Below are 20,433 nucleotides of genomic sequence, written 5' to 3' on the forward strand. Positions count from 1 at the left end.
TGGCAAGCACAAAATTCTGAGCTTATTATAACCTAAAACAACATTATAAAATATTTTATTTATCTAAATATGAAAAAAGTAGTAACCTTCGGAGAAATCATGTTGCGCCTTGCAACTCCCGGATACCAACGTTTTATACAATCCACAAATCTTAATGCTACTTTCGGCGGTGGTGAAGCAAACGTAGCAGTGTCTCTTTCAAACTATGGGATACCCACTGACTTTGTTACACGCCTGCCTAAAAACGATATAGCTGAATGGTGTATCTCTGACCTTCGTAAATACAATGTAGGGGTAAACAACATCCTCAGAGGTGGAGACCGTGTAGGTATCTATTTTCTTGAAACAGGTGCTGTGGCTCGTGCCTCGAAAGTTGTATACGACCGCGCAAACTCAGCTATTGCTGATATTAAACCGGGCATGATCAACTGGAGAGAAGTTTTCAAAGATGCCGGATGGTTCCACTGGACAGGAATTACGCCTGCGCTTTCGCAAGGAGCGGCAGATGCTTGTCTGGAAGCCATCAAAATAGCCAATGAAATGGGGGTAACCGTTTCAACCGACCTGAACTATCGCAAAAACCTTTGGAAGTACGGGAAAACTGCAGATCAGGTAATGCCCGCTTTGGTAGAGGGATGTGATGTGATTCTTGGAAACGAAGAAGATGCTGAAAAAGTCTTCGGTATCAAACCCGAAGGATTCGATGTGGCTCACACTGGAGGTGAAGTAAACGCCGCTGAATTTGAATCGGTTTGTACTCAGATGATGAAAAAATTCCCAAGAGCCAAGAAAGTAATTATTACCCTTCGTGGATCAATCAATGCCAATCACAATACGTGGGGTGGATGTTTATATTCGGATAAATTGTACCAGTCAAAACGTTACGATATTACCCATATCGTTGACCGTGTAGGCGGCGGGGACTCTTTTATGGGAGGCTTGATCTACGGGTTGATTTCTTATCCTACAGACGATCAGAAGGCATTGGAATTTGCTGTTGCTGCTTCTTGTCTGAAACACACCATTTACGGTGACTTTAATCTGGTGACTGTTCCTGAGGTCGAAAACCTTATGAAAGGAGATGGATCGGGAAGGGTATCTCGTTAAATAAACTATAACAATAAAAACAAACGCAAAGACACAGAGCCGCAAGGTTCTTAATTATAATTAGTATAATTTTTCTTTGTGCCTTTGGGTCTTAGCGTTTAAAAACATAAAAACTATGGCTCGTTTTTCAAGAATACAAGTTTGTCAGGCTGTCGCAGAAACAGGAATGGTTCCTGTATTTTATAACAGCGATCTGGAAATATCAAAACAAGTGGTAAAAGCATGCTACCAAGGTGGGGTACGTGCATTTGAATTTACAAACAGAGGGGATTTTGCTCACGAGATATTCGGTGAGCTAAACAAATGGGCTGCTAAAGAATGCCCCGATATGATCCTGGGAATAGGTTCTATAGTTGACGCCGGAACAGCATCATTGTTTCTTCAACTGGGAGCAAACTTCGTTGTGGGACCTCTTCTCAACCCAGATATATTTAAAGTATGCAACCGACGTCAGGTAGCTTATATACCCGGATGCGGATCCGTATCAGAAGTCGGATATGCACAGGAATTAGGTGCGGAAATTGTCAAGGTGTTCCCTGCAGGAAATGTGGGAGGTCCTTCGTTCGTTAAAAACGTGAAAGCTCCGATGCCATGGTCTTCTGTTATGGTGACAGGAGGGGTAGAACCTACCGAAGAAAACCTCACTAAATGGGTAGAAGCTGGAGTTACTGCAGTAGGCATGGGTTCGAACCTGTTTCCTAAAGAGGTGATTGCGGCGAAAGAATGGTCGAAGATTGCAGATATGAGCAAGAAAGCTTTGGAATTCATCAAGAAAGCCAGAAAATAACCCTCTAAATTTTTACCATGAGTACACAAAATAATACGGGCAGCAAGATGACTGGTTACAGATGGACCATCTGTGTCATGTTATTCTTCGCCACGACTGTCAATTATCTAGACAGGCAAGTACTTTCCTGGACATGGAAAGATTTTATTGCACCTGAGTTTCATTGGACAAATGATGACTATGGAACTATAACTGCCCTTTTCTCTATTTTCTATGCAGTCAGTATGCTCTTTGCGGGGCGTATTGTAGATTGGTTGGATACTAAAAAAGGATTTCTTTGGGCAATTGGGATATGGTCTTTCGGGGCCATAATTCATGCTTTTTGTGGTATAGCAACATCCGGAATCACAGCCGGTCAATGGTTTGTCGGATTCGAAGGAGCTAAGGAAGCTATTGCCCTTGTTCAGGATGTAGGTCGGGTAGCCAGTGTCAGTGTTACGCTCTTTATCTTTGCCCGTCTGGTACTGGCAATTGGTGAAGCAGGAAACTTTCCTGCTGCCATCAAAGCTACAGCCGAATATTTTCCAAAAAAAGACAGAGCCTTGGCAACCTCTATTTTTAATGCAGGAGCAACAGTAGGGGCATTATTAGCTCCTTTTACAATACCTAAGATTGCCGAATATTGGGGATGGGAAATGTCATTTATTATTATCGGAGCCGTTGGATTTATCTGGATGGGATTTTGGGTTTTCATTTATAAAAAGCCAGAAAAACAACCTAAAGTAAACAAAGCTGAGCTCGAATACATACAGCAAGATGACGAAGATGCAGCAAAAGGCACACAAGAAAAAACAGATGCAAATAAAATCTCATTTCTTCAATGTTTCAAATATAAACAAACATGGGCATTTGCTTTCGGTAAATTTATGACCGATGGAGTATGGTGGTTTTACCTATTCTGGATACCGGCCTATTTAAGTTCTGTTTATGGCATTAAGGCAAACGATACACGTTCTCAAATCGCAATTTCTATTTTATATGTAATCACTTTACTATCCATATATGGAGGATGGCTGCCTTCCTATTTTGTCGATAAAAAAAGAATGAATCCTTATGAAGGACGTATGAGAGCCATGTTAATTTTTGCGTTCTTCCCATTACTTGCGCTTTTCGCACAACCATTAGGCCATATTTCATATTGGTTTCCTATAATTATTATCGGCATTGCCGGAGCAGCACATCAGGCATGGTCAGCGAATATATTCTCTACAATTGGAGATATGTTTCCTAAAAAAGCAATTGCTACTATTACCGGAATTGGAGGTATGGCAGGGGGTATCGGATCTTTCCTTATCAATAAAGGATCAGGTATATTATTCGACCATGCAGGTCAAACCCAAATGTCTTTTATGGGATTTAAAGGCGAAGAAACAGGATATTTCATTATTTTCTCCGTATGTGCTGTGGCTTATCTGATAGGATGGGCAATTATGAAGTCTCTCGTTCCGAAATACAAACCAATTACAGATCTATAAGTAACGAATCAAAAAAATAATTATATAAAATGAAAAAACTAAATAAATCGACAGTAGAAAAGAAAGAACTTCCCGTTAAAATACTTCAATTCGGAGAAGGTAATTTCTTACGTGCCTTTGTTGACTGGATGATAGACAAAGCAAACGATGCAGGAGTAATGAATCACGGAGTTGTGGCTGTACAACCCATCCCCGGAGGAGAATTCGTTGCGAACCTTTTCAAAGAGCAAGATTCTATGTATCATGTATATCTGGAAGGTATCAAAGACAAAAAACCTGTAAAAGAAGTATCACTGGTAAAGAGTATCAACGAAGTACTGAATCCATATACCCAATATGCCGAATACGAAAAGATATTTTTGAGTGACGAATTGGAAATGATCATTTCCAATACAACAGAAGCCGGTATCCGCTACGAAGAAGGAGACGACCTGAATGCAAACCCTCCGAAATCGTTCCCTGCAAAAATGACAGCCCTATTGTACAAACGTTTCAAAAAATTCAATGGTAGCGCCGACAAAGGACTTCTTATCGTATGCTGCGAATTGATCGAAGACAATGGTTCGACATTGCACGACTATGTATTGAAACATGCTAAATTCAATAAACTGGGTGACGATTTTATCACTTGGGTTAATACAGCATGCCATTTCTACGATACATTGGTAGACCGTATCGTTCCAGGATTTCCGAAAGAAACCATCAACGAAATCAAAGAAGAAATCGGCTTCGACGACAATCTTGTTGTAAAAGGCGAATACTTCCATGTATGGGCGATCGGAGGAGATTCTATCATCAAAGAAAAACTGCCATTGGATAAAGCCGGTTTGAATGTGATCTATATGGATGACATCAAAGAATTCCGTGCAAAAAAGGTACGTATCCTCAACGGAGCTCACACTGCGATGGTTCCTGTTGCCTTGCAATTAGGGTGCGAAACTGTGATGGACGCATTCAATACGCCCGAAGTAGAAAAATATATCAATCAGATGGTAGCCAACGAAGTATTGGCAGTAATCAACGAAGACCCGGAAGAATTGAAAACTTTCGCAGCAAAAATTCTCGAAAGATTTTACAATCCTTTCCTGAAACATTATCTGAAAGATATCTCATTGAATTCTCTTTCGAAATGGGAAACTCGCGATTATCCGACAGTGTTCGACAATTACAAAAAATTGGATAAGGATGCTAAACTAACTATCTTCTCTTTTGCCGCATTGCTCGTGCTTTATAGCGGAAAATCGGAAATAGCATTTACACCAAACGATACAGCCGAATTTATAGAGTTCATACAATCGACATTCAAAGAATACGATATCAACGGATGGGTAAAAGGTATTATTTCTCATAAAGATATGTGGAAAGAAAACTTCAATGAAGTTCCTCAGTTCGCAGATGAAGTTGCAAACGATGTCAAACTGATTCTGAACGGAGGTATGCTTAAAGCTCTTAAATCGATCATAGCTTAATCACAAGATCAGGAAGGAGGAACTAAATCCTCCTTCCTTAAATAAACTGCCAATATGAATAATGATTGTCTATATTGCAACAAAAATCAGACTCAAAAAGACCTGATGATAGAGATATGCTCTCTTAGTGTATCTACCGTTTTCCTTTTTAAGGAACAAACATACAAAGGACGTTGCGTGATAGCTTACAAAGATCACAACGTTGAATTATACCAACTGTCGCCCGAAGATCTTCTGGCGTTCATGACTGATGTAAACAAAGTAGCTTCAGTTATTGCAAAACTTTACAATCCGGCAAAAATCAACTACGGAGCATATTCCGACAAGCTGCCTCATCTTCATATACATCTTGCTCCGAAATATGTTGACGGGACTGATTATGGTTCAACTTTTGTAATGAATCCTCAAAAGGTATATCTTACCGACTCAGAATATACAGAAATGATCGACTCCATAAAAAAAGAATTAAAGTCATAGACCTTTTTATGACTGTGGTAAGGATAAATATCATAGTCAGTTAAGTTACAATAATATATCATTAAATGCACTCATTCACTTATAGATATGAATAAATATATCAAAATCAACCCGAACGACAATGTATGCGTTGCCATAGAGAATCTTTCTCCCGGTGATATTGTCAATATAGAAGGGACACCTGTCGAGATTAAGAATCCGATAGAAACAGGGCATAAGTTCGCCATCAAAGAAATAAAGACCGATGAGAATGTTGTTAAATACGGCTATCCAATCGGACATGCGACAACCGATATTCATACAGGTGAACATGTACACACCCAGAATGTGAAAACAAATCTGCATGACAACCTGCAATATTCGTATGTTCCGGTACATCCAAAACTGAACATCCCGAAAAGCGACCTCAAAATCAACGGTTATCTGCGCTACAACGGAGATATGGGTATCCGCAACGAATTGTGGATTGTACCGACTGTAGGTTGTGTAAACGGTCAGGCGCAAGCAATTATCGAAAGGGTAAAACGAGAATTGGATGTCGCCCATATTGATGATATACGGGTATATACCCACAACTACGGCTGTTCTCAATTGGGAGACGACCATAATAATACAAAAAAAGCTCTGGCTGCACTCGCAAAACATCCGAATGCTGGAGGAGTACTTGTTTTGAGTTTAGGATGTGAAAACAACCAACAAGCCGATTTCAAAAAAGAAATGGGAGAATGGGATCCCGAAAGGGTGCGTTTCCTTATTTCGCAAGAAGTACAGGACGAAATAGAGGTAGGATTTCAAATGATGTCCGAATTAGTAGAGCGTATGCGCAAAGACAAACGTGAGCCCCTACCCTTATCTAAACTGAAAGTAGGATTGAAATGCGGTGGCAGCGACGGATTCTCAGGTATCACAGCAAATCCGCTAGTAGGACAATTCTCAGACTGGCTGATAGGTCAGGGAGGAACAACTATCCTTACCGAAGTTCCCGAAATGTTTGGAGCTGAGACCATTCTGATGAACAGAGCCGAAAGCAAAGAAGTGTTTGATGACACGGTAGCCTTGATCAATAACTTCAAGAATTATTTCCGCAAATTCGAACAGCCGATTTATGAAAACCCTTCACCGGGAAATAAAGCGGGCGGTATCACAACTTTAGAAGATAAATCGCTGGGATGTACTCAAAAGGGAGGAAACTCCGAGGTGGTAGATGTATTGGATTACTCTCAACCTGTAACCAAACACGGCTTAAATCTGCTTAATGCACCCGGTAATGACCTTGTTGCAGCATCGGCATTGGCTCTTTCGGGCTGTCAGTTGGTACTGTTCACTACAGGACGTGGAACCCCATTCGGGGCGTTTGTTCCCACAATGAAAATCTCGACAAACACTCGCCTGTTTAATTTCAAAAGTAACTGGATCGATTTTAACGCCGGAGTACTTTTGGAAGGAAATAGTATGGAGAATGTATTAAAAGACTTTGTAAACTTCATTGTTCAAACGTGTGACGGAGAACATTTGAAGCACGAAATCACCGGATTCAAAGAAATAGCGATATTCAAGACCGGTGTTACTCTATAGAATGTTTTAGTAAATTGAGAAAAGCCGATAAGTAAATAACTTATCGGCTTTCTTATATATCTGAACCGTCCTGAAAAAGACTGAACCGTTACTTCTTTATCGTTTGCCCTTTTGTCAGACTTTGGATGTCTTGTAATGTAAAGTTTCCTAGCATTCTGATTACACTTACATCCGAACCGTCTTCTGTAACCATCAGTAGCTCGGATTTCTTACCTTTACCTTCGGATTTAAGATAAAATGCAGTTTTCGAGTCGCTGTCTTTCACCAACATAAGAGTTTCATAATTACCAGACTTAACCAATCGGCTTATAGTCTGCTTGAGAATTATTGCAGGACTGCGGTCTTCCGCCGAATATATCTGTAAAGATTCCAGTTTACCGGCGACCTTTCCTACATTCACTCCGGGCATATCCATATCGGGCATCATGCCCAAAAGAGCCTTTGTTATGTATACAACCTCAACTCCTTTTATGTTACTCAGATTCTCAAAAGTATCTCCTTTGCTGCTTTGCTGAGACTCATTACTATTATAGGAATAAGCGTACGAATAAGTCTTATTATTTGAACGTTGTGCTCGCTCTGCTTCTCTTCGGGCACGCTCTGCTTCACGGCGTGCCCTTTCGGTTTCACGCTGTGCTTTTAATTCTTCTCTCGTTCCCTGTACATCCATATTATAAGCATAGACTTTGATATCACTCAACTCTTTAAGAGTATTCGAATCCATCGTAAACTCAGGAATATTTTTTATCTGCAGTTCCATATCAGATAGATCAATATCCAATCCCTCTAAACTTTCTTCTACACTCCGGGATATCTCCTCAGACATTTTGTCCCAATCAATATGATCAGTCGCCGTTCTCTTTTGTGCATATCCCTGCACAATAACTAAAGCGAGAACTATCATCAGCATTACTAACTTTTTCATAGCTGAATATTATTTTTGTTCATTATCTTATTTACTTTATCCACATTTCCCTGTACAGTTTCGACCTGCTGTAATCCTTTGTTCAACTTATTAGACACAAGGAGCATCGTTTTTTGTGTTTCGCGATAGGCTTCCTTAGGATCAGAATAGGTATCCTGTACCACAAAATCCGATTTCTTATCGAAACTCTTATGAAAGAACAATCCCGCAGAAATGAAGATAACAATACTTGCAGCTATTCCCGAAACCCATTTCCAGTTTATTGATTTTATCTTTGGCCTAGCAGGCTTGGTATCGCTTTTATCGTCTTTATCCAGTTCATCAATCAAGTTTTCCAGCTTAGATTCCAGACCAAACGGAACAGCTATTTCTTCCGAACGGTATAATTTAAGGAACAATTGCTGCTCATCCTTCATCGATTCGGGTACATCTGTTCCCTGAAAGAAGTCAAACAAAACTCTTTCCTCTTCTATTGAGGTCGCTCCTTCATAAAACGACTCCAATAATTGTTCTATATATTTAATATCCATAACTTTCACTTTAAAGGTCTCAGCATGATCAGCGGCTCACATTATACAACTCTTTAATTCTTTTCCTTGCTCTCGATAATAATACTCTCACATTTACACTGGTAAGCCCCATTATTTGTTCTATTTCTTCGGACGAACAATCGTCAAAGTGCCTCAGCTTTATAACTTGCTGCTGTTGCTCGGGCAACTGTTTCAGCAAAGACTCCACATAGAGCATATCTTCTTTTTGTTCAATCTCGGATACAATCTCCACTTTATCCGCAATCTGGAGATCTTCTGATGATTGAGAGGGATGTCTGGCTCTCGATCGAATAAAATCGAGACACAAATTGCGCAACATAGTTATACAATACGATTCGGCATTATCTACCAATAAAAGATCATCCCTTTTGTTCCACATTTTTATATACGTTTCCTGCACAAGATCTTCGGCATCGCATACATCTTCGACAAGACGATATGCAACTCTGAACATCTTCTGATGGTAAGGTATATATTTTTCTTTAAACGTGGATGAATCCATCTTTTACAGCAATCAACTCTATTAAGGCCACAGACCTGCTTATTTATGACTAAAGGACAATGCTAAAAACTGTTATATATTTGGTTTCTTCTTATTTCCAAATTCTTGATTAATATCAGACAGGTCATTCCGAGAAAACTCTCCTTTCAATTGAATAATTGCAGGATCTTTGCGGCTGTTTGAAATAATTACAAATTCCAATATCTTTTTATCTTCTGATTTCGATAAGATCAAGACATCATCTTCGTCATCCTTTGTTTTCAACAACAACTCATAATCACCGAATTCTATTTTTGAAATGATATTCGAAAACTTTTCTTTATCTTCTTGGCTACATTCACTTAAAGCAAGAATTCTCATTGACTTTACTTTTGTTATAACCTTAGCAGATTCTCCATCATCCGCATCCATCTGAATCATCGAAGGAGATAATTCCGGAAAAGAAATATCCACAATATTAGGCAGCTTCGAATAATCTGATATAAGCTTTTCGATGTTTTGTGCTGATACTCCCAAACTCATCAAAATAAACGTAAAGACTGATACTACTATTTTCATTTTTATTCAATGTTTAAATATCACAAATTTCCTGATTTTATCTATAAGACGAAATATAAACAACAGATGTTACACCGATTAAAAATATTTTTTGATAATCTTTTCTTATCTTTGGGGGCACATACCCTCTTATTATGTTTTTATCTATACAGAAGGTGAATAATATAAGTCGAAAAAGGAAACACCGCCCAAAATACAGTTTTCGTGTAACCTTTGTAACCTTTTGACATAAAAAACTGAAAGACAAGAATTAAATAAAATAAGACAATATCCATGACGGAAAAAATCATTATCCTTGATTTTGGTTCACAAACCACCCAATTGATTGCAAGACGCATCCGCGAGCTAAACACTTATTGCGAGATCGTACCCTACAACAAATTTCCGAAAGACGATACTACAGTAAAAGGAGTAATCCTTTCGGGTAGTCCGTTTTCGGTGAATGACAAAGACGCATTCCGTGCCGATCTGTCCGAAATCCGAAATAAGCTGCCTTTACTCGGCATATGCTACGGAGCTCAATACCTTGCTCATACATCCGAAGGAAAAGTTGAAAAAGGTGATTCGCGCGAATACGGCCGTGCTCATTTGGTTACAATAAATAAAGATATCTTATTTGATGGGATAAAAGAAGGTTCTCAAGTGTGGATGTCGCATGGAGATACAATAACAGTACTACCCTCAAACTTCGAAATCATAGCAAGTACCGAAGATGTAAAGGCGGCAGCTTATAAAATAGAAGGAGAACAAACATGGGGTGTACAATTTCATCCCGAAGTCTACCACTCAACAGACGGAACCCGCATACTGAATAACTTCCTCAACATCTGCGGATGCAAGAAAGACTGGACTCCGGCTTCTTTTGTTGAATCTACCGTTGCCGAACTGAAAGCTAAACTCGGAGATGATAAAGTTATTCTTGCTCTTTCGGGAGGTGTTGACTCATCGGTTACAGCCGTTCTCTTGAATCAGGCAATAGGCAAAAATCTGACTTGTATATTTGTCGATCACGGCTTGCTACGTAAAGATGAGTTCAAACGTGTACTGAAAGATTATGAACACCTTGGGCTGAATGTTATCGGAGTAAATGCTAAAGACAAGTTTTACTCAGCATTAGCAGGGATTAGTGATCCCGAACAGAAAAGAAAAATCATAGGAAAAGGCTTTATTGATGTTTTTGATGAAGAAGCGCATAAGCTGAAAGATATAAAATGGCTGGGACAGGGAACTATTTACCCAGACATCATCGAATCGCTGTCTATTACGGGAACCGTGATTAAATCTCACCACAATGTAGGCGGATTACCCGAAAAGATGAATCTGAAACTGGTAGAACCTCTTCGTTTGTTATTCAAGGATGAAGTTCGCCGTGTAGGTTTGGAAATGGGAATGATGGAACACCTTATCAAACGTCACCCTTTCCCCGGTCCCGGACTTGGTATCCGTATTTTAGGAGATATCACACCCGAAAAAGTAGAGATACTGCAAAATGCCGATGATATATATATGCGTACAATGAATGAGTTTCATTTATACGATCAGGTATGGCAGGCAGGAGTAATATTGCTTCCCGTAAAATCGGTAGGAGTAATGGGCGACGAGCGTACATACGAATATACGGTTGCATTGCGTGCCGTAACATCAACAGATGCCATGACCGCCGATTGGGCTCACCTACCCTACGAGTTTCTGGCTAAGGTTTCGAATGAAATCATCAATAAAGTTAAAGGAGTAAACAGAGTTGTTTACGATATATCCTCTAAGCCACCAGCTACAATCGAGTGGGAATAAAGGTCTCAGACCTCCCCTCTATAAATCATAAACGCAAGGAGTGGTAATTTTTACCGCTCCTTGTTTTTTATAACAAACCCATCAACTTGGCTACCCTACAAGCTTCGAGAGAATTCTTAACCCTCAGCTTTTCCAGTATATTCTGTCGATGTCTGTTTACCGTATTTTTGCTGATAGACAACTGATCGGCAATCTCTTTGCTTATTTTCCCTTTCTCTATCAGCTTCAATATCTCCTTTTCTCTCACAGACAGGATATTCTCGTACTTCTGCCTGTCGAGATTAATGACTTCTCCTGTCATTGAATTCAATATATTACCCGATACAGGCAAAACCGTATCTTCAGCATAAGAGTTATTGTACAAGCACAATGAAAACCACAGAGTTCCCGATGGACTGCTCGATAAATAAAACATCCGGTGATGCACCGATATATACTCATTAATGGCATTGAGCATACGCATCCTGCTCGAAACATAAAAATTGGCTCGGTCTTCAATCGACACGGTTTTCAACAGGTCTAAGAACTGGTATTCGAGCATATGTTTTGCAGCCAGATCATCGGGGTGAATTTTGGCGAAGATATCTTCTTCCCAGATAGAATCAATCTCTTTCTGTGTGTGTTTAAGAGCAAGTCCTAATTGCTCTGCAAGACCTCCATAATAAATATAGCTCTTATCAGATTTCAAATCACTCAAAACAGCTACCGAGTTTTCGATCTTTGCATACGCATTCGCGACAACTCTGTATTGCGACAACAAATGGCTGCTGTCTTGCTCTTCTGAAAAGTCCTGTTCCAACAGCTTTTCATTTAATGTCGTGATTATATTCATCCTGCAAAAATGGTTATCTATCAGTATTGACTATAAATATAGAGTATTTTACCTTTGGTGTAACTTATTTTGAATGATCTTTTTAACAAACATTATATGAAAAAGCTTACTGTTTTATTGAGCATAGCTCTATCTATTTTATCTATACATAAAGCTATGTCGCAAACTTTGGAGAAAATGCAATGGTTTAATGAACCCGCAAAATGGGAAGTTAAAAACAACATACTATCAATGTATGTCACACCACAAAGTGATTATTGGAGAATATCTCACTATGGCTTTACAGTAGATGATGCTCCTTTTTTGTATTCGACGTATGGTGGAGAATTCGAGACGAAAGTCAAAATATCGGGAGATTATAAAACCCGTTTCGACCAATCGGGATTAATGCTCCGAATAGATCATGAAAATTACATCAAAGCCGGAATAGAATTTGTTGATGGCAAATACAACCTCAGCACTGTTGTAACCCATAAAACCAGCGATTGGAGTGTAATTGTATTAGACAAACCCGCATCGTCTATCTGGATAAAGGCAGTAAGACGCCTTGATGCAGTTGAAATATTCTATTCGTTTGATGATAAAGACTATATCATGATGCGTAATGCTTGGATGCAAGACAATCGTCCGATCATGGTAGGATTGATGGGTGCTTGTCCTGATGGTAGTGGATTCACCGCCAAATTCGAAAACTTCGAAGTAAAACATCTTCCCGATCAACGCCGTTTAAAATGGCTTCAAGAAAATCAGGAGTAAGGTTCATTTTGTCTGATATAACTTACTAGAATTAGTTATAATAATCAAAATATCCCGTGCCAGGCACGGGATATTTCGAAGCAGAATCATTGCGATATTTTAAAAGATATAGGCAATGTATAATATGTATCAACTGCGAATCCATTACTCTTCCCCACATTCCAGCGAGGCATAGCTTCGACTACACGCACAGCTTCTTTATCTAATTGAGGATCTAAACTTCTTAAGACTGTTATGTCTTGGAGATTACCTTCTTTATCCACTACAAAACGAAGGACAACCCGCCCTTGAATACACGATTCTGAATTTGTATATTGGAGATTCTCGGCTATAAATTGCCGTAAAGCTTCTTCTCCACCGGGGAATGAAGGCATTTCTTCTGATATACAACAAATAAATCCGTCCGGTTTCTCTGGAATACTATCGGGTACAGGCTCTCTGCAAATAGGATAGGAACAAGTAAGAACGTTTACGACCTCATCTACGCAGTCAGTAATAACAGGAGGAGTAAAGCATATCTCAGGAACAGAAAAAGTCTTGACCAAAGTATCCTTTACAGATTTAAGACTAATACGATTAGATAAAGAATCTTTCTCTATCAGCTTACCTTGAGCTTCCGCTCGTTTATCAGTACACGCTATCAGCCCCAAAATAAGAAAGATAAGTAAGAAGTTGTCTGTTTTCATGGTCTCACAAGTTTAGATTATACTTAATAGAGTATATTCCATCTTGTTTTCCATAAATATTCAGTCAGAGGTTATTCGATCAGAGGTATGTTATTTTTCGCATATTCGAGAGACGATGCGTTGAAATGCCACCATTCACCACGAATAGCTATAAATCCGGCATCAGTCATTATCTGCGGTTATCGACCTACTCTTTTGTCAAAGCAATGACTCATCACTAAAAAGACAAATGTCAATCTATCGGTATTCATTGACGTACAGCAGCTTTTCTCCCTCCCAAGATAAAAGATGCATATTTTTGAATAAAAAGAATAGGATAGTAGAGTAGAATTATATTGAGAACTGAAATAATAAACTTTATAGGAATGCTGATACTAAGGCTGTCTGGAATAGACATTGATTCAGCTAAAAAATTATATGTAATACCAGGCGCATGAAAAGCCATAATCAAGAGTGTTCCACTTGCTATAACCGTCATAAATTTTGATTGTACACTATTCAGTAATTTGGCAAGCATAAAAATCATGAAACTTCCAAGTATTGCGTTAAAATAATACAGAAACACCGACTCTCCAAAAAGACATAAATAAACATCCACATTTGGTCCATTTAATTGGCTTGTAAACAGTAGCACAGATAAAGAAGCAATAAAGGAAAAAAATATTACTGAATTATTCTTTAACAATTCCATGACTTGAAGACGGTGCAAATAATAACCTATGAAAAAAAATGCAATGGCTATCAATGCTGCATCTATTCTAAAATTGAACAAAAGAACATGATAGTACACTAATATAAAGCCTATTATAACAAATAAAACCTGCAATATTTTTGAAATTTTAAGAAGGAAAAATACCAGCAGCTTAATTAGCATCAAGCAATAAACAAACCAAAAAGCACTACTAGGCAAGCATTTAACATTACCAGTTAAATAACCGTATAAGATAGTTTTTAAATTAAAAACAACATCATTATGTATCCAGAGAGGAACAACATAACTACAAGCCAAAATCGGAAGAATCAGATATGGTATAAATAAAGTCCTAATATTCTTAGATAAATATTCTTTTACATTATCAGAATCTCTATGCAGATACCCAGACAGAAAAAAGAAAAAAGGCATATGAAAGCTATATATAAAAGCCCTTACAGGGAGAGCATCTCCTCTCCAATATGCATGACCGAAAACGACTAAAAATATTCCTATAAATTTGGCCCAATCAATCCAATTTAGACGAGTGTTGATTTTCATAAGCAATGGTGTATTTAATATACAAAAAATACAAAGAAGCAAAATTATAAATTTTCTAATGATTATAAACTAAACTGATAACGAAGACCCTCATTATTCAATCAGAGGTATGTTATTTTTCGCATATTCGAGAGACGATGCATTGAAATGCCACCATTCACCACGAATAGCTATAAATCCGGCATCAGTCATTATACGGCGGAGAAGTTTGCGGTTATCTACGTGCTCTTTTGTCAAAATTCCTTCCGACACAAGCAGGTCTTCTTTATTGATACCGGCAGCACGCCCGAAGAAATCGAACGGAGTGCCCATATCCAAAGGATCTCCATTCTCTTTGCAGATGGTCAGATCCACAGCCATTCCGTAATTGTGCATTCCTGTGCGTGAAGGGTTAGCTACATAAGCATGAAAAGGTGTATTCTGAACTACTGCATACATCTTTTTCTGTACCGACATAGGACGGGCGGCATCATAAATGAGCAAAGACAGATCGGGATGCCCATCTTTCAACAAACGCTGAGCTCTTAGCAGTTTATCTACTGCCATAGGATGCAGATAAGCCTGATATAAAGAATCATAAAGTACAACTTTCGTAAAATTGTCTGTTGTCGAATATTTTATCTCTACAAATATAGAAGAATCTAATAACTGTACATCTTTTAAACCCAACCCTTCTAAATAGAGAGATATTCGGGACTTAACGGGTTCTGTTTTCTCAACCGAAATGGTATCTTGTTTTACCTCCGAAAGTACATCTTCTGTTGTATGATTGTCTGACTTTTTATCACGTGAATCCGAACAAGCGGAGAACACCAAGAGTATACAAGCCAAAGGCACGATCAATTTACATCGGGTCGACATCATAATGAATAAGGACTGATTTATATTTTTCATTTTGCAAAACGTAGCTGTGACATTGGTCTATTATTTCCCTTACTTTCGATGGCGAAGCCTGATTCTCAATCTTAAGTAATATCTTTCGGATATACAACGACTGAATACGGGAAACCATCGGTTTGGTGGGACCAAGAACCCTTTCTCCAAATGTCTGATTGAGTATCCTGCCCAGATCGTTACTCATCGAATCAACCAAGCTTTCGTCTTTTGCTCTCAGGACAATTTCTATCAGACGGAAAAACGGCGGATACCTGAACAACTGCCGTTCGTTTATCTGAGTTTCATAAAATGCCTGATAATCATTCGTTCGTATATAAGCAATAACAGGATGCCCCGGATGTGCGGTTTGCAGCAATACACGCCCCCGTTTATTTCTCCGTCCGGCACGTCCGCTAACCTGCATCATCAGCTGAAAGGCTCTTTCATGAGCCCTGAAATCGGGATAATTCAGCATCGAGTCGGCATTCAGGATGCCCACTACACTTACATTATCAAAATCCAAACCTTTCGATACCATTTGCGTACCTATCAGTACATTCGTATTATTCAGCTCGAAGTCTGATATTATACGCTCATAAGCACGCTTGCTTCGGGTCGTATCCAGATCCATGCGTACAACATTAGCCTCTGGTATCTGTTCCTGCACAAGTTCTTCTATACGTTCCGTTCCATATCCCTGCACATCCAGAGTCTGGGTCTTACATTCAGGACATACAGTAGGGATAGAATATACTGCTCCGCAATAATGGCAAACCATCACCCGCTGTCTTTTATGCAGGGTAAGGCTTACATCGCAATGTTCACATTTGGGTGTCCACGAACAGGTTTTACATTCGAGCAATGGAGCAAACCCTCTTCTGTTCTGAAAGAGAATAATCTGCTCGTGCTTACTCAGCGCAACCTTCATTTCGTCCACTAAGGGCGGAGATAGAATGGTCTTCATGAGCTTGCGTTTTCGCAGATCTTTGGTATTAACCGTGATAATTTCGGGTAATTCAATATCAGCATAACGCTTCGTCAAGGTCACAAGCCCAAAACGCCCGTTCAGCGCATTGTAATATGTTTCGATAGAGGGAGTAGCGGTTCCCAGCAATACTTTCGACTGTGTGATTCCGGCTAATACTATCGCTGCGTTTTTAGCATTATAACGAGGCGACGGATCTTGTTGTTTGTACGATGCTTCGTGCTCTTCGTCAACAATGATCAACCCCAGTTTTCGAAAAGGAACAAATATAGCAGACCTTGCACCTAGTACAATTTTGCATTCGTCTTTCGACAATAATGACTGCCACGTTTCGGCACGTTCATTATCATTAAATTTGGAATGATAAACCATCAGCTGACTGCCGAATACCGATCTCAACCGGTCTGTGATCTGTGTCGTCAAAGATATTTCGGGCAAAAGATATAGTACTTGTTCGCCCCGTGCAATGGCTTCCTGTATCAGTTTGATGTAAACTTCGGTTTTACCCGATGATGTTACCCCGTGCAGCAAAACTATCTGCTTGCTTTCGAAAGCAGTAAGTATTTCATCATGGGCTTTTGCCTGATCGGGACTTAATATTTTTTGATAGTTAACAGCAGTATTGGAATAATCAAAGCGTCCGGTTTCATATTGAAAGCTGTCGAAGATACCTCTTTCAACCAAAGCATCTGCAACAGCAACGGTTACTCCCGCTTCTTCCAATAACTGTTTTTTCAGAATATAAAAGTCATCCGGGTTATTGGCTTCGTGTCTCAGTTCGAGAAATACAAAGAGCAATTGCTGTTGTTTCTTTGCCCGTTTCAGGTCATCTATAATCAGCGATAATTCTTCTTCTGTGTAGTTTCTTGCTAATTTGTATGCAGTTTCGGTCTTTGCCGAGTATTTGTTTTTGACTCTTTCGCTGATATATGCAGCTCCTTTATCAACAAGTGATTTTACATACGGGATAGCATTTGCAATCTTCGTCTGTTTTTCTATTTCGGATATCCGTAAAGGTTTTGTGTCGGAGAGAAGATAGTATATCTTTTCTTCATTTGGGGTAAATTTCTGATGTGCTTCGAAATCGGGATCAAGCAGAACGTGAGTTTCGCTTTCAAGCTTCATGGCTGCAGGAAGGGCAGCCTTCATTACCTCGCCCAAGGTGCACATGTAATACGATGCAATCCATTCCCAGAATTGCAATTGCTCCGGCAATACGACCGGATATTTATCTAAAACGGAGATTATTTCTTTAATCTCCGTTTCTATCTTTTTATCTTCATGTATATGATGTATAATAGCCGCATAGTATTTTTTCTTTCCGAACTGTACTATTACCCTGCAACCTATATCAATCTCATCTTTCATCGAATCGGGAACCGAATAGGTGAAAACTCCCTGCAAAGGCAACGGAACTATTACATCAATATACGTCATTTATATTTCTCAGAAGAAGTAAGTAAGGTTTACACTCCAGTTATCAGGGCGTTTTTTAACAACATTCTCCCAACCTGCCTTATCTCCATAATTATCGGTTAAAGATTTTCGATAATACATCCCCAGCTCAAGATGGTTTAGCAGTTCGACACCAGCACCTGCATTCAAACCCATTGCATATGATTTTGATTTCCATTGCTGATCCAATTTTTCAACATCTCCGCCACTTAGCCTGAATTCAGCATAAGGTCCGGCTTGAATAAATACTCCAAATAGTCCGACAACGCTGAACTTTTTCTTCAAATTCAAAGGAACTCTCAGATAGTTATAATCTTTCACATTATATTCATTCCCTGCATCTGTTTTTCCATCATCTCCTTTTTGATGACCATACAGAACAGACAATTCACCACCCCAACCTACAATTGGAGCCATCAATTCCATAGTTCCTCCAATTTGAAAGCCTAAACGGTTGTGAGTATTCAGGATGTCTTTATTGATACGATTACTACTTACATCAAAACCACCTTTTACCCCAAAACGTAATTGAGCATTCGCTTGAGTTGCTCCGATAAAAACAAGGGCTGCAACAGCCAAGCATTTCATAAAACTCATGTAATTTTTTTTCATAATAAAATTTGTTAGAAAATAAAGAGTTCTGTCAGTTAGTCTATCAGCAGATAAAGAGCACACATAATTCTTTTCTAAACAGGCTTTTGACTATAACTGATGTATTTCTTACAGATGCTATACAATTCCTAATAGGTACAAAGATAAGAATTCTTCTTAAATCAAATACCTCCGGAATAATAAGATGTCCCGCGTTCATTAGTTCACGCATACTGTATATTACTAAATGAAACAATCTATTGTTTTTTTTGGTTCATAAGTACCTGCTTTTTTCATCCCATCTATAATACATTTTTGATTTAAGAAATCTATTATTTCCAAAATAGACATCAATTACCTTTATTTCGGTAAATATTTATAGTTTTGTAAAACTAACCAACAATATATTTTACTTATGAAACAACTACTCTTTCTTTTATTTTCAATTATATTATTTACATCTTGTTCGGATGATGATAATAATAATCAGGATCCTATCGATCAGCCAACTGAACAAAACAAATACAAAACAGGAACCGATCTCTCTAAAACTTATCCTTTAGCAAAGCCCCACTCTACGTTTACCGGCGAAGCATTCCACGCCCTAGGCTATGGCTACGACATTACGGGTAAATATGCTCACCCCGATTGGATAAGAAAAAAGATTGTAGATGCTCAGAAATTTGAAGATGACCATTATTATGATGTTATGCATCATTGGAAGGTATTTGTGCATGGAGGTTGGGGAACTAAGACCGGGACAAGAGAAGATATTACAGCTCAATTATTAAAAGATGAAAAAATTGTAATCGGAAATTCTTCAACAGAACATAATAACATATTCAAAGCCATGTTCGAAATGCCGTTCGAAAACGACACTACTTACAGCGATCTTAAATACTATTATGCAATGGATGCATTTGTGAGTAGTTGGTACGAACATTATTTTGATCTTCGAAGTTATGAGGATCTATCTATTCTTACCAATTACCTAACGGACGAATTTAAATCGGATTTAAATTCAAAATCGGCTGATGAGATCATAAAATTATACGGAACACACGTTTTGATGGATATTATCGTAGGTTGGAGACAGGACTTCTATTACAGGTCTACATCCAATTCACAGCTGCAAGGAAAAATGGTTAGTGCCAGCGGTCGTTTTCTGAGTTCTACTCCGGGCATATTAATGGAACCTCTTCCTCAGGATCCAGAAGAAAAGGAGAATCTCTATTCCGAATATATCAGTGGGGTAAATCCGACTGAAAAGCCAAATGCATGGATGTTTGATATTACGAACTATGAGGACAAGGTAAAATTTGATTTACGTAAAAATGCGATTGAGAGAGAAAGTACAGTTCTTGTCGATTTCGGGAAAAGATCACTCAAAGGAGCTGTAATCCCCATTTATGAATTCGTTGCAGATGCCGCTAAGAAAGAAGCTTTGACAAAGGCATATCAGGCATATCTGAATAAATAAACAGAACTAAAGATACAAAGAGAAAGCCAGATGTAGGATATTAAATTACATCTGGCTTTTATGTTTATATAAAAAGTAAAAAATCGAATCTGCATAGTAAACAGATACTCAGGCCGTACCATTTCTTGGAAATATCGTTAAAAACAAAAAGAAGCCGCTATAAAAGCGACTTCTCATGTAGCACGACCGGGAATCGAACCCGGATCTAAAGTTTAGGAAACTTCTATTCTATCCATTGAACTATCGCGCCATGCTTTCCGTTATAAATTCAGAAACGATGCAAATGTAATAGATTTTTAGTTA

At 38.7% G+C, this 20,433-nt stretch carries 20 protein-coding genes and 1 tRNA gene; 9 read left to right on the forward strand and 12 right to left on the reverse strand.

The features are described from left to right. Positions 1-69 precede the first annotated feature (69 nt). The 6 genes from AABJ51_RS11510 (at position 70) to AABJ51_RS11535 (ending at position 6,890) form a co-directional block, all read left to right on the forward strand. Complete coding sequence (locus tag AABJ51_RS11510; protein WP_338372694.1) at positions 70-1,107, forward strand: PfkB family carbohydrate kinase; 1,038 nt, start codon at positions 70-72, stop codon at positions 1,105-1,107. A gap of 115 nt (positions 1,108-1,222) precedes the next feature. Then, complete coding sequence (locus AABJ51_RS11515) at positions 1,223-1,894, forward strand: bifunctional 4-hydroxy-2-oxoglutarate aldolase/2-dehydro-3-deoxy-phosphogluconate aldolase (RefSeq protein ID WP_338372695.1); 672 nt, start codon at positions 1,223-1,225, stop codon at positions 1,892-1,894. A gap of 17 nt (positions 1,895-1,911) precedes the next feature. After that, positions 1,912-3,369, forward strand: coding sequence for an MFS transporter (locus AABJ51_RS11520; RefSeq protein ID WP_134436182.1), 1,458 nt, complete (start codon positions 1,912-1,914; stop codon positions 3,367-3,369). 29 nt (positions 3,370-3,398) lie between these two features. After that, complete coding sequence (locus AABJ51_RS11525; RefSeq protein ID WP_338372696.1) at positions 3,399-4,838, forward strand: tagaturonate reductase; 1,440 nt, start codon at positions 3,399-3,401, stop codon at positions 4,836-4,838. 54 nt (positions 4,839-4,892) lie between these two features. Next, the gene (locus AABJ51_RS11530; RefSeq protein WP_338372697.1) at positions 4,893-5,315 is read left to right on the forward strand and encodes an HIT family protein; all 423 of its coding nucleotides are present in this window, start codon (positions 4,893-4,895) and stop codon (positions 5,313-5,315) included. A gap of 87 nt (positions 5,316-5,402) precedes the next feature. After that, a complete protein-coding gene (locus AABJ51_RS11535; RefSeq protein ID WP_338372698.1) occupies positions 5,403-6,890 on the forward strand; it encodes a UxaA family hydrolase in 1,488 nt (495 codons plus the stop codon). A gap of 88 nt (positions 6,891-6,978) precedes the next feature. On the opposite strand, the gene AABJ51_RS11540 is transcribed toward AABJ51_RS11535, so the two are convergent. The 4 genes from AABJ51_RS11540 to AABJ51_RS11555 form a co-directional block, all read right to left on the reverse strand. Further along, positions 6,979-7,815 (reverse strand): DUF4252 domain-containing protein, encoded by an 837-nt coding sequence (locus AABJ51_RS11540; protein ID WP_338372699.1) that lies wholly within the window; start codon positions 7,813-7,815, stop codon positions 6,979-6,981. Beyond that, the gene (locus tag AABJ51_RS11545) at positions 7,812-8,345 is read right to left on the reverse strand and encodes a PG0215 family putative anti-sigma factor (RefSeq protein WP_338372700.1); all 534 of its coding nucleotides are present in this window, start codon (positions 8,343-8,345) and stop codon (positions 7,812-7,814) included. Before AABJ51_RS11545 ends, AABJ51_RS11540 begins: the two co-directional genes overlap by 4 nt. Before the next feature lie 28 nt (positions 8,346-8,373). After that, on the reverse strand, positions 8,374-8,868 hold the full coding sequence (locus AABJ51_RS11550) for a GFO_1088 family ECF-type sigma factor (protein WP_338372701.1): 495 nt from the start codon (positions 8,866-8,868) through the stop codon (positions 8,374-8,376). A 72-nt stretch (positions 8,869-8,940) separates the two neighbouring features. Continuing rightward, entirely contained in the window at positions 8,941-9,426 is a 486-nt protein-coding gene (locus tag AABJ51_RS11555; protein ID WP_338372702.1) for a DUF4252 domain-containing protein, read from the reverse strand. 273 nt (positions 9,427-9,699) lie between these two features. Between AABJ51_RS11555 and guaA the strand changes: the two genes are divergently transcribed. Continuing rightward, positions 9,700-11,217 (forward strand): glutamine-hydrolyzing GMP synthase, encoded by a 1,518-nt coding sequence (gene guaA / locus AABJ51_RS11560; protein WP_026626846.1) that lies wholly within the window; start codon positions 9,700-9,702, stop codon positions 11,215-11,217. A 67-nt stretch (positions 11,218-11,284) separates the two neighbouring features. Here guaA and AABJ51_RS11565 read toward each other — a convergent pair whose 3' ends face one another. Beyond that, positions 11,285-12,049, reverse strand: coding sequence for a response regulator transcription factor (locus tag AABJ51_RS11565; protein WP_338372703.1), 765 nt, complete (start codon positions 12,047-12,049; stop codon positions 11,285-11,287). Between the two features lie 96 nt (positions 12,050-12,145). On the opposite strand from AABJ51_RS11565, the gene AABJ51_RS11570 reads away from it, so the two are divergent. After that, positions 12,146-12,805: a DUF1349 domain-containing protein gene (locus AABJ51_RS11570; protein WP_338372704.1), complete on the forward strand. Its 660-nt coding sequence runs from the start codon at positions 12,146-12,148 to the stop codon at positions 12,803-12,805. An 86-nt stretch (positions 12,806-12,891) separates the two neighbouring features. Here the strand turns inward: AABJ51_RS11570 and AABJ51_RS11575 are convergent, their stop codons facing one another. The 6 genes from AABJ51_RS11575 to AABJ51_RS11600 form a co-directional block, all read right to left on the reverse strand. Continuing rightward, on the reverse strand, positions 12,892-13,491 hold the full coding sequence (locus AABJ51_RS11575) for an energy transducer TonB (RefSeq protein ID WP_338372705.1): 600 nt from the start codon (positions 13,489-13,491) through the stop codon (positions 12,892-12,894). A 71-nt stretch (positions 13,492-13,562) separates the two neighbouring features. Beyond that, complete coding sequence (locus tag AABJ51_RS11580; RefSeq protein ID WP_338372706.1) at positions 13,563-13,661, reverse strand: hypothetical protein; 99 nt, start codon at positions 13,659-13,661, stop codon at positions 13,563-13,565. Between the two features lie 77 nt (positions 13,662-13,738). Beyond that, positions 13,739-14,743: an acyltransferase family protein gene (locus tag AABJ51_RS11585; RefSeq protein ID WP_338372707.1), complete on the reverse strand. Its 1,005-nt coding sequence runs from the start codon at positions 14,741-14,743 to the stop codon at positions 13,739-13,741. A gap of 93 nt (positions 14,744-14,836) precedes the next feature. Further along, the gene (locus tag AABJ51_RS11590) at positions 14,837-15,637 is read right to left on the reverse strand and encodes a M15 family metallopeptidase (protein WP_338372708.1); all 801 of its coding nucleotides are present in this window, start codon (positions 15,635-15,637) and stop codon (positions 14,837-14,839) included. Then, entirely contained in the window at positions 15,588-18,041 is a 2,454-nt protein-coding gene (gene priA, locus AABJ51_RS11595) for a replication restart helicase PriA (protein ID WP_338372709.1), read from the reverse strand. Before priA ends, AABJ51_RS11590 begins: the two co-directional genes overlap by 50 nt. Positions 18,042-18,050: 9 nt before the next feature. After that, on the reverse strand, positions 18,051-18,671 hold the full coding sequence (locus tag AABJ51_RS11600) for a porin family protein (RefSeq protein ID WP_321577281.1): 621 nt from the start codon (positions 18,669-18,671) through the stop codon (positions 18,051-18,053). Between the two features lie 394 nt (positions 18,672-19,065). On the opposite strand from AABJ51_RS11600, the gene AABJ51_RS11605 reads away from it, so the two are divergent. Next, positions 19,066-20,130 carry a hypothetical protein gene (locus AABJ51_RS11605; protein ID WP_338372710.1) on the forward strand — a complete coding sequence of 355 codons (1,065 nt, stop codon included), beginning with the start codon at positions 19,066-19,068 and terminating at the stop codon, positions 20,128-20,130. 178 nt (positions 20,131-20,308) lie between these two features. On the opposite strand, the gene AABJ51_RS11610 is transcribed toward AABJ51_RS11605, so the two are convergent. Then, a tRNA-Arg gene (locus AABJ51_RS11610) sits at positions 20,309-20,380 on the reverse strand. Positions 20,381-20,433: the final 53 nt, after the last annotated feature.

Origin of the sequence: Indolivaga capnocytophagoides, assembly GCF_036511535.1 — a bacterium.
GTDB classification, from domain to species: Bacteria; Bacteroidota; Bacteroidia; order Bacteroidales; family Dysgonomonadaceae; genus Dysgonomonas_A; species Dysgonomonas_A capnocytophagoides.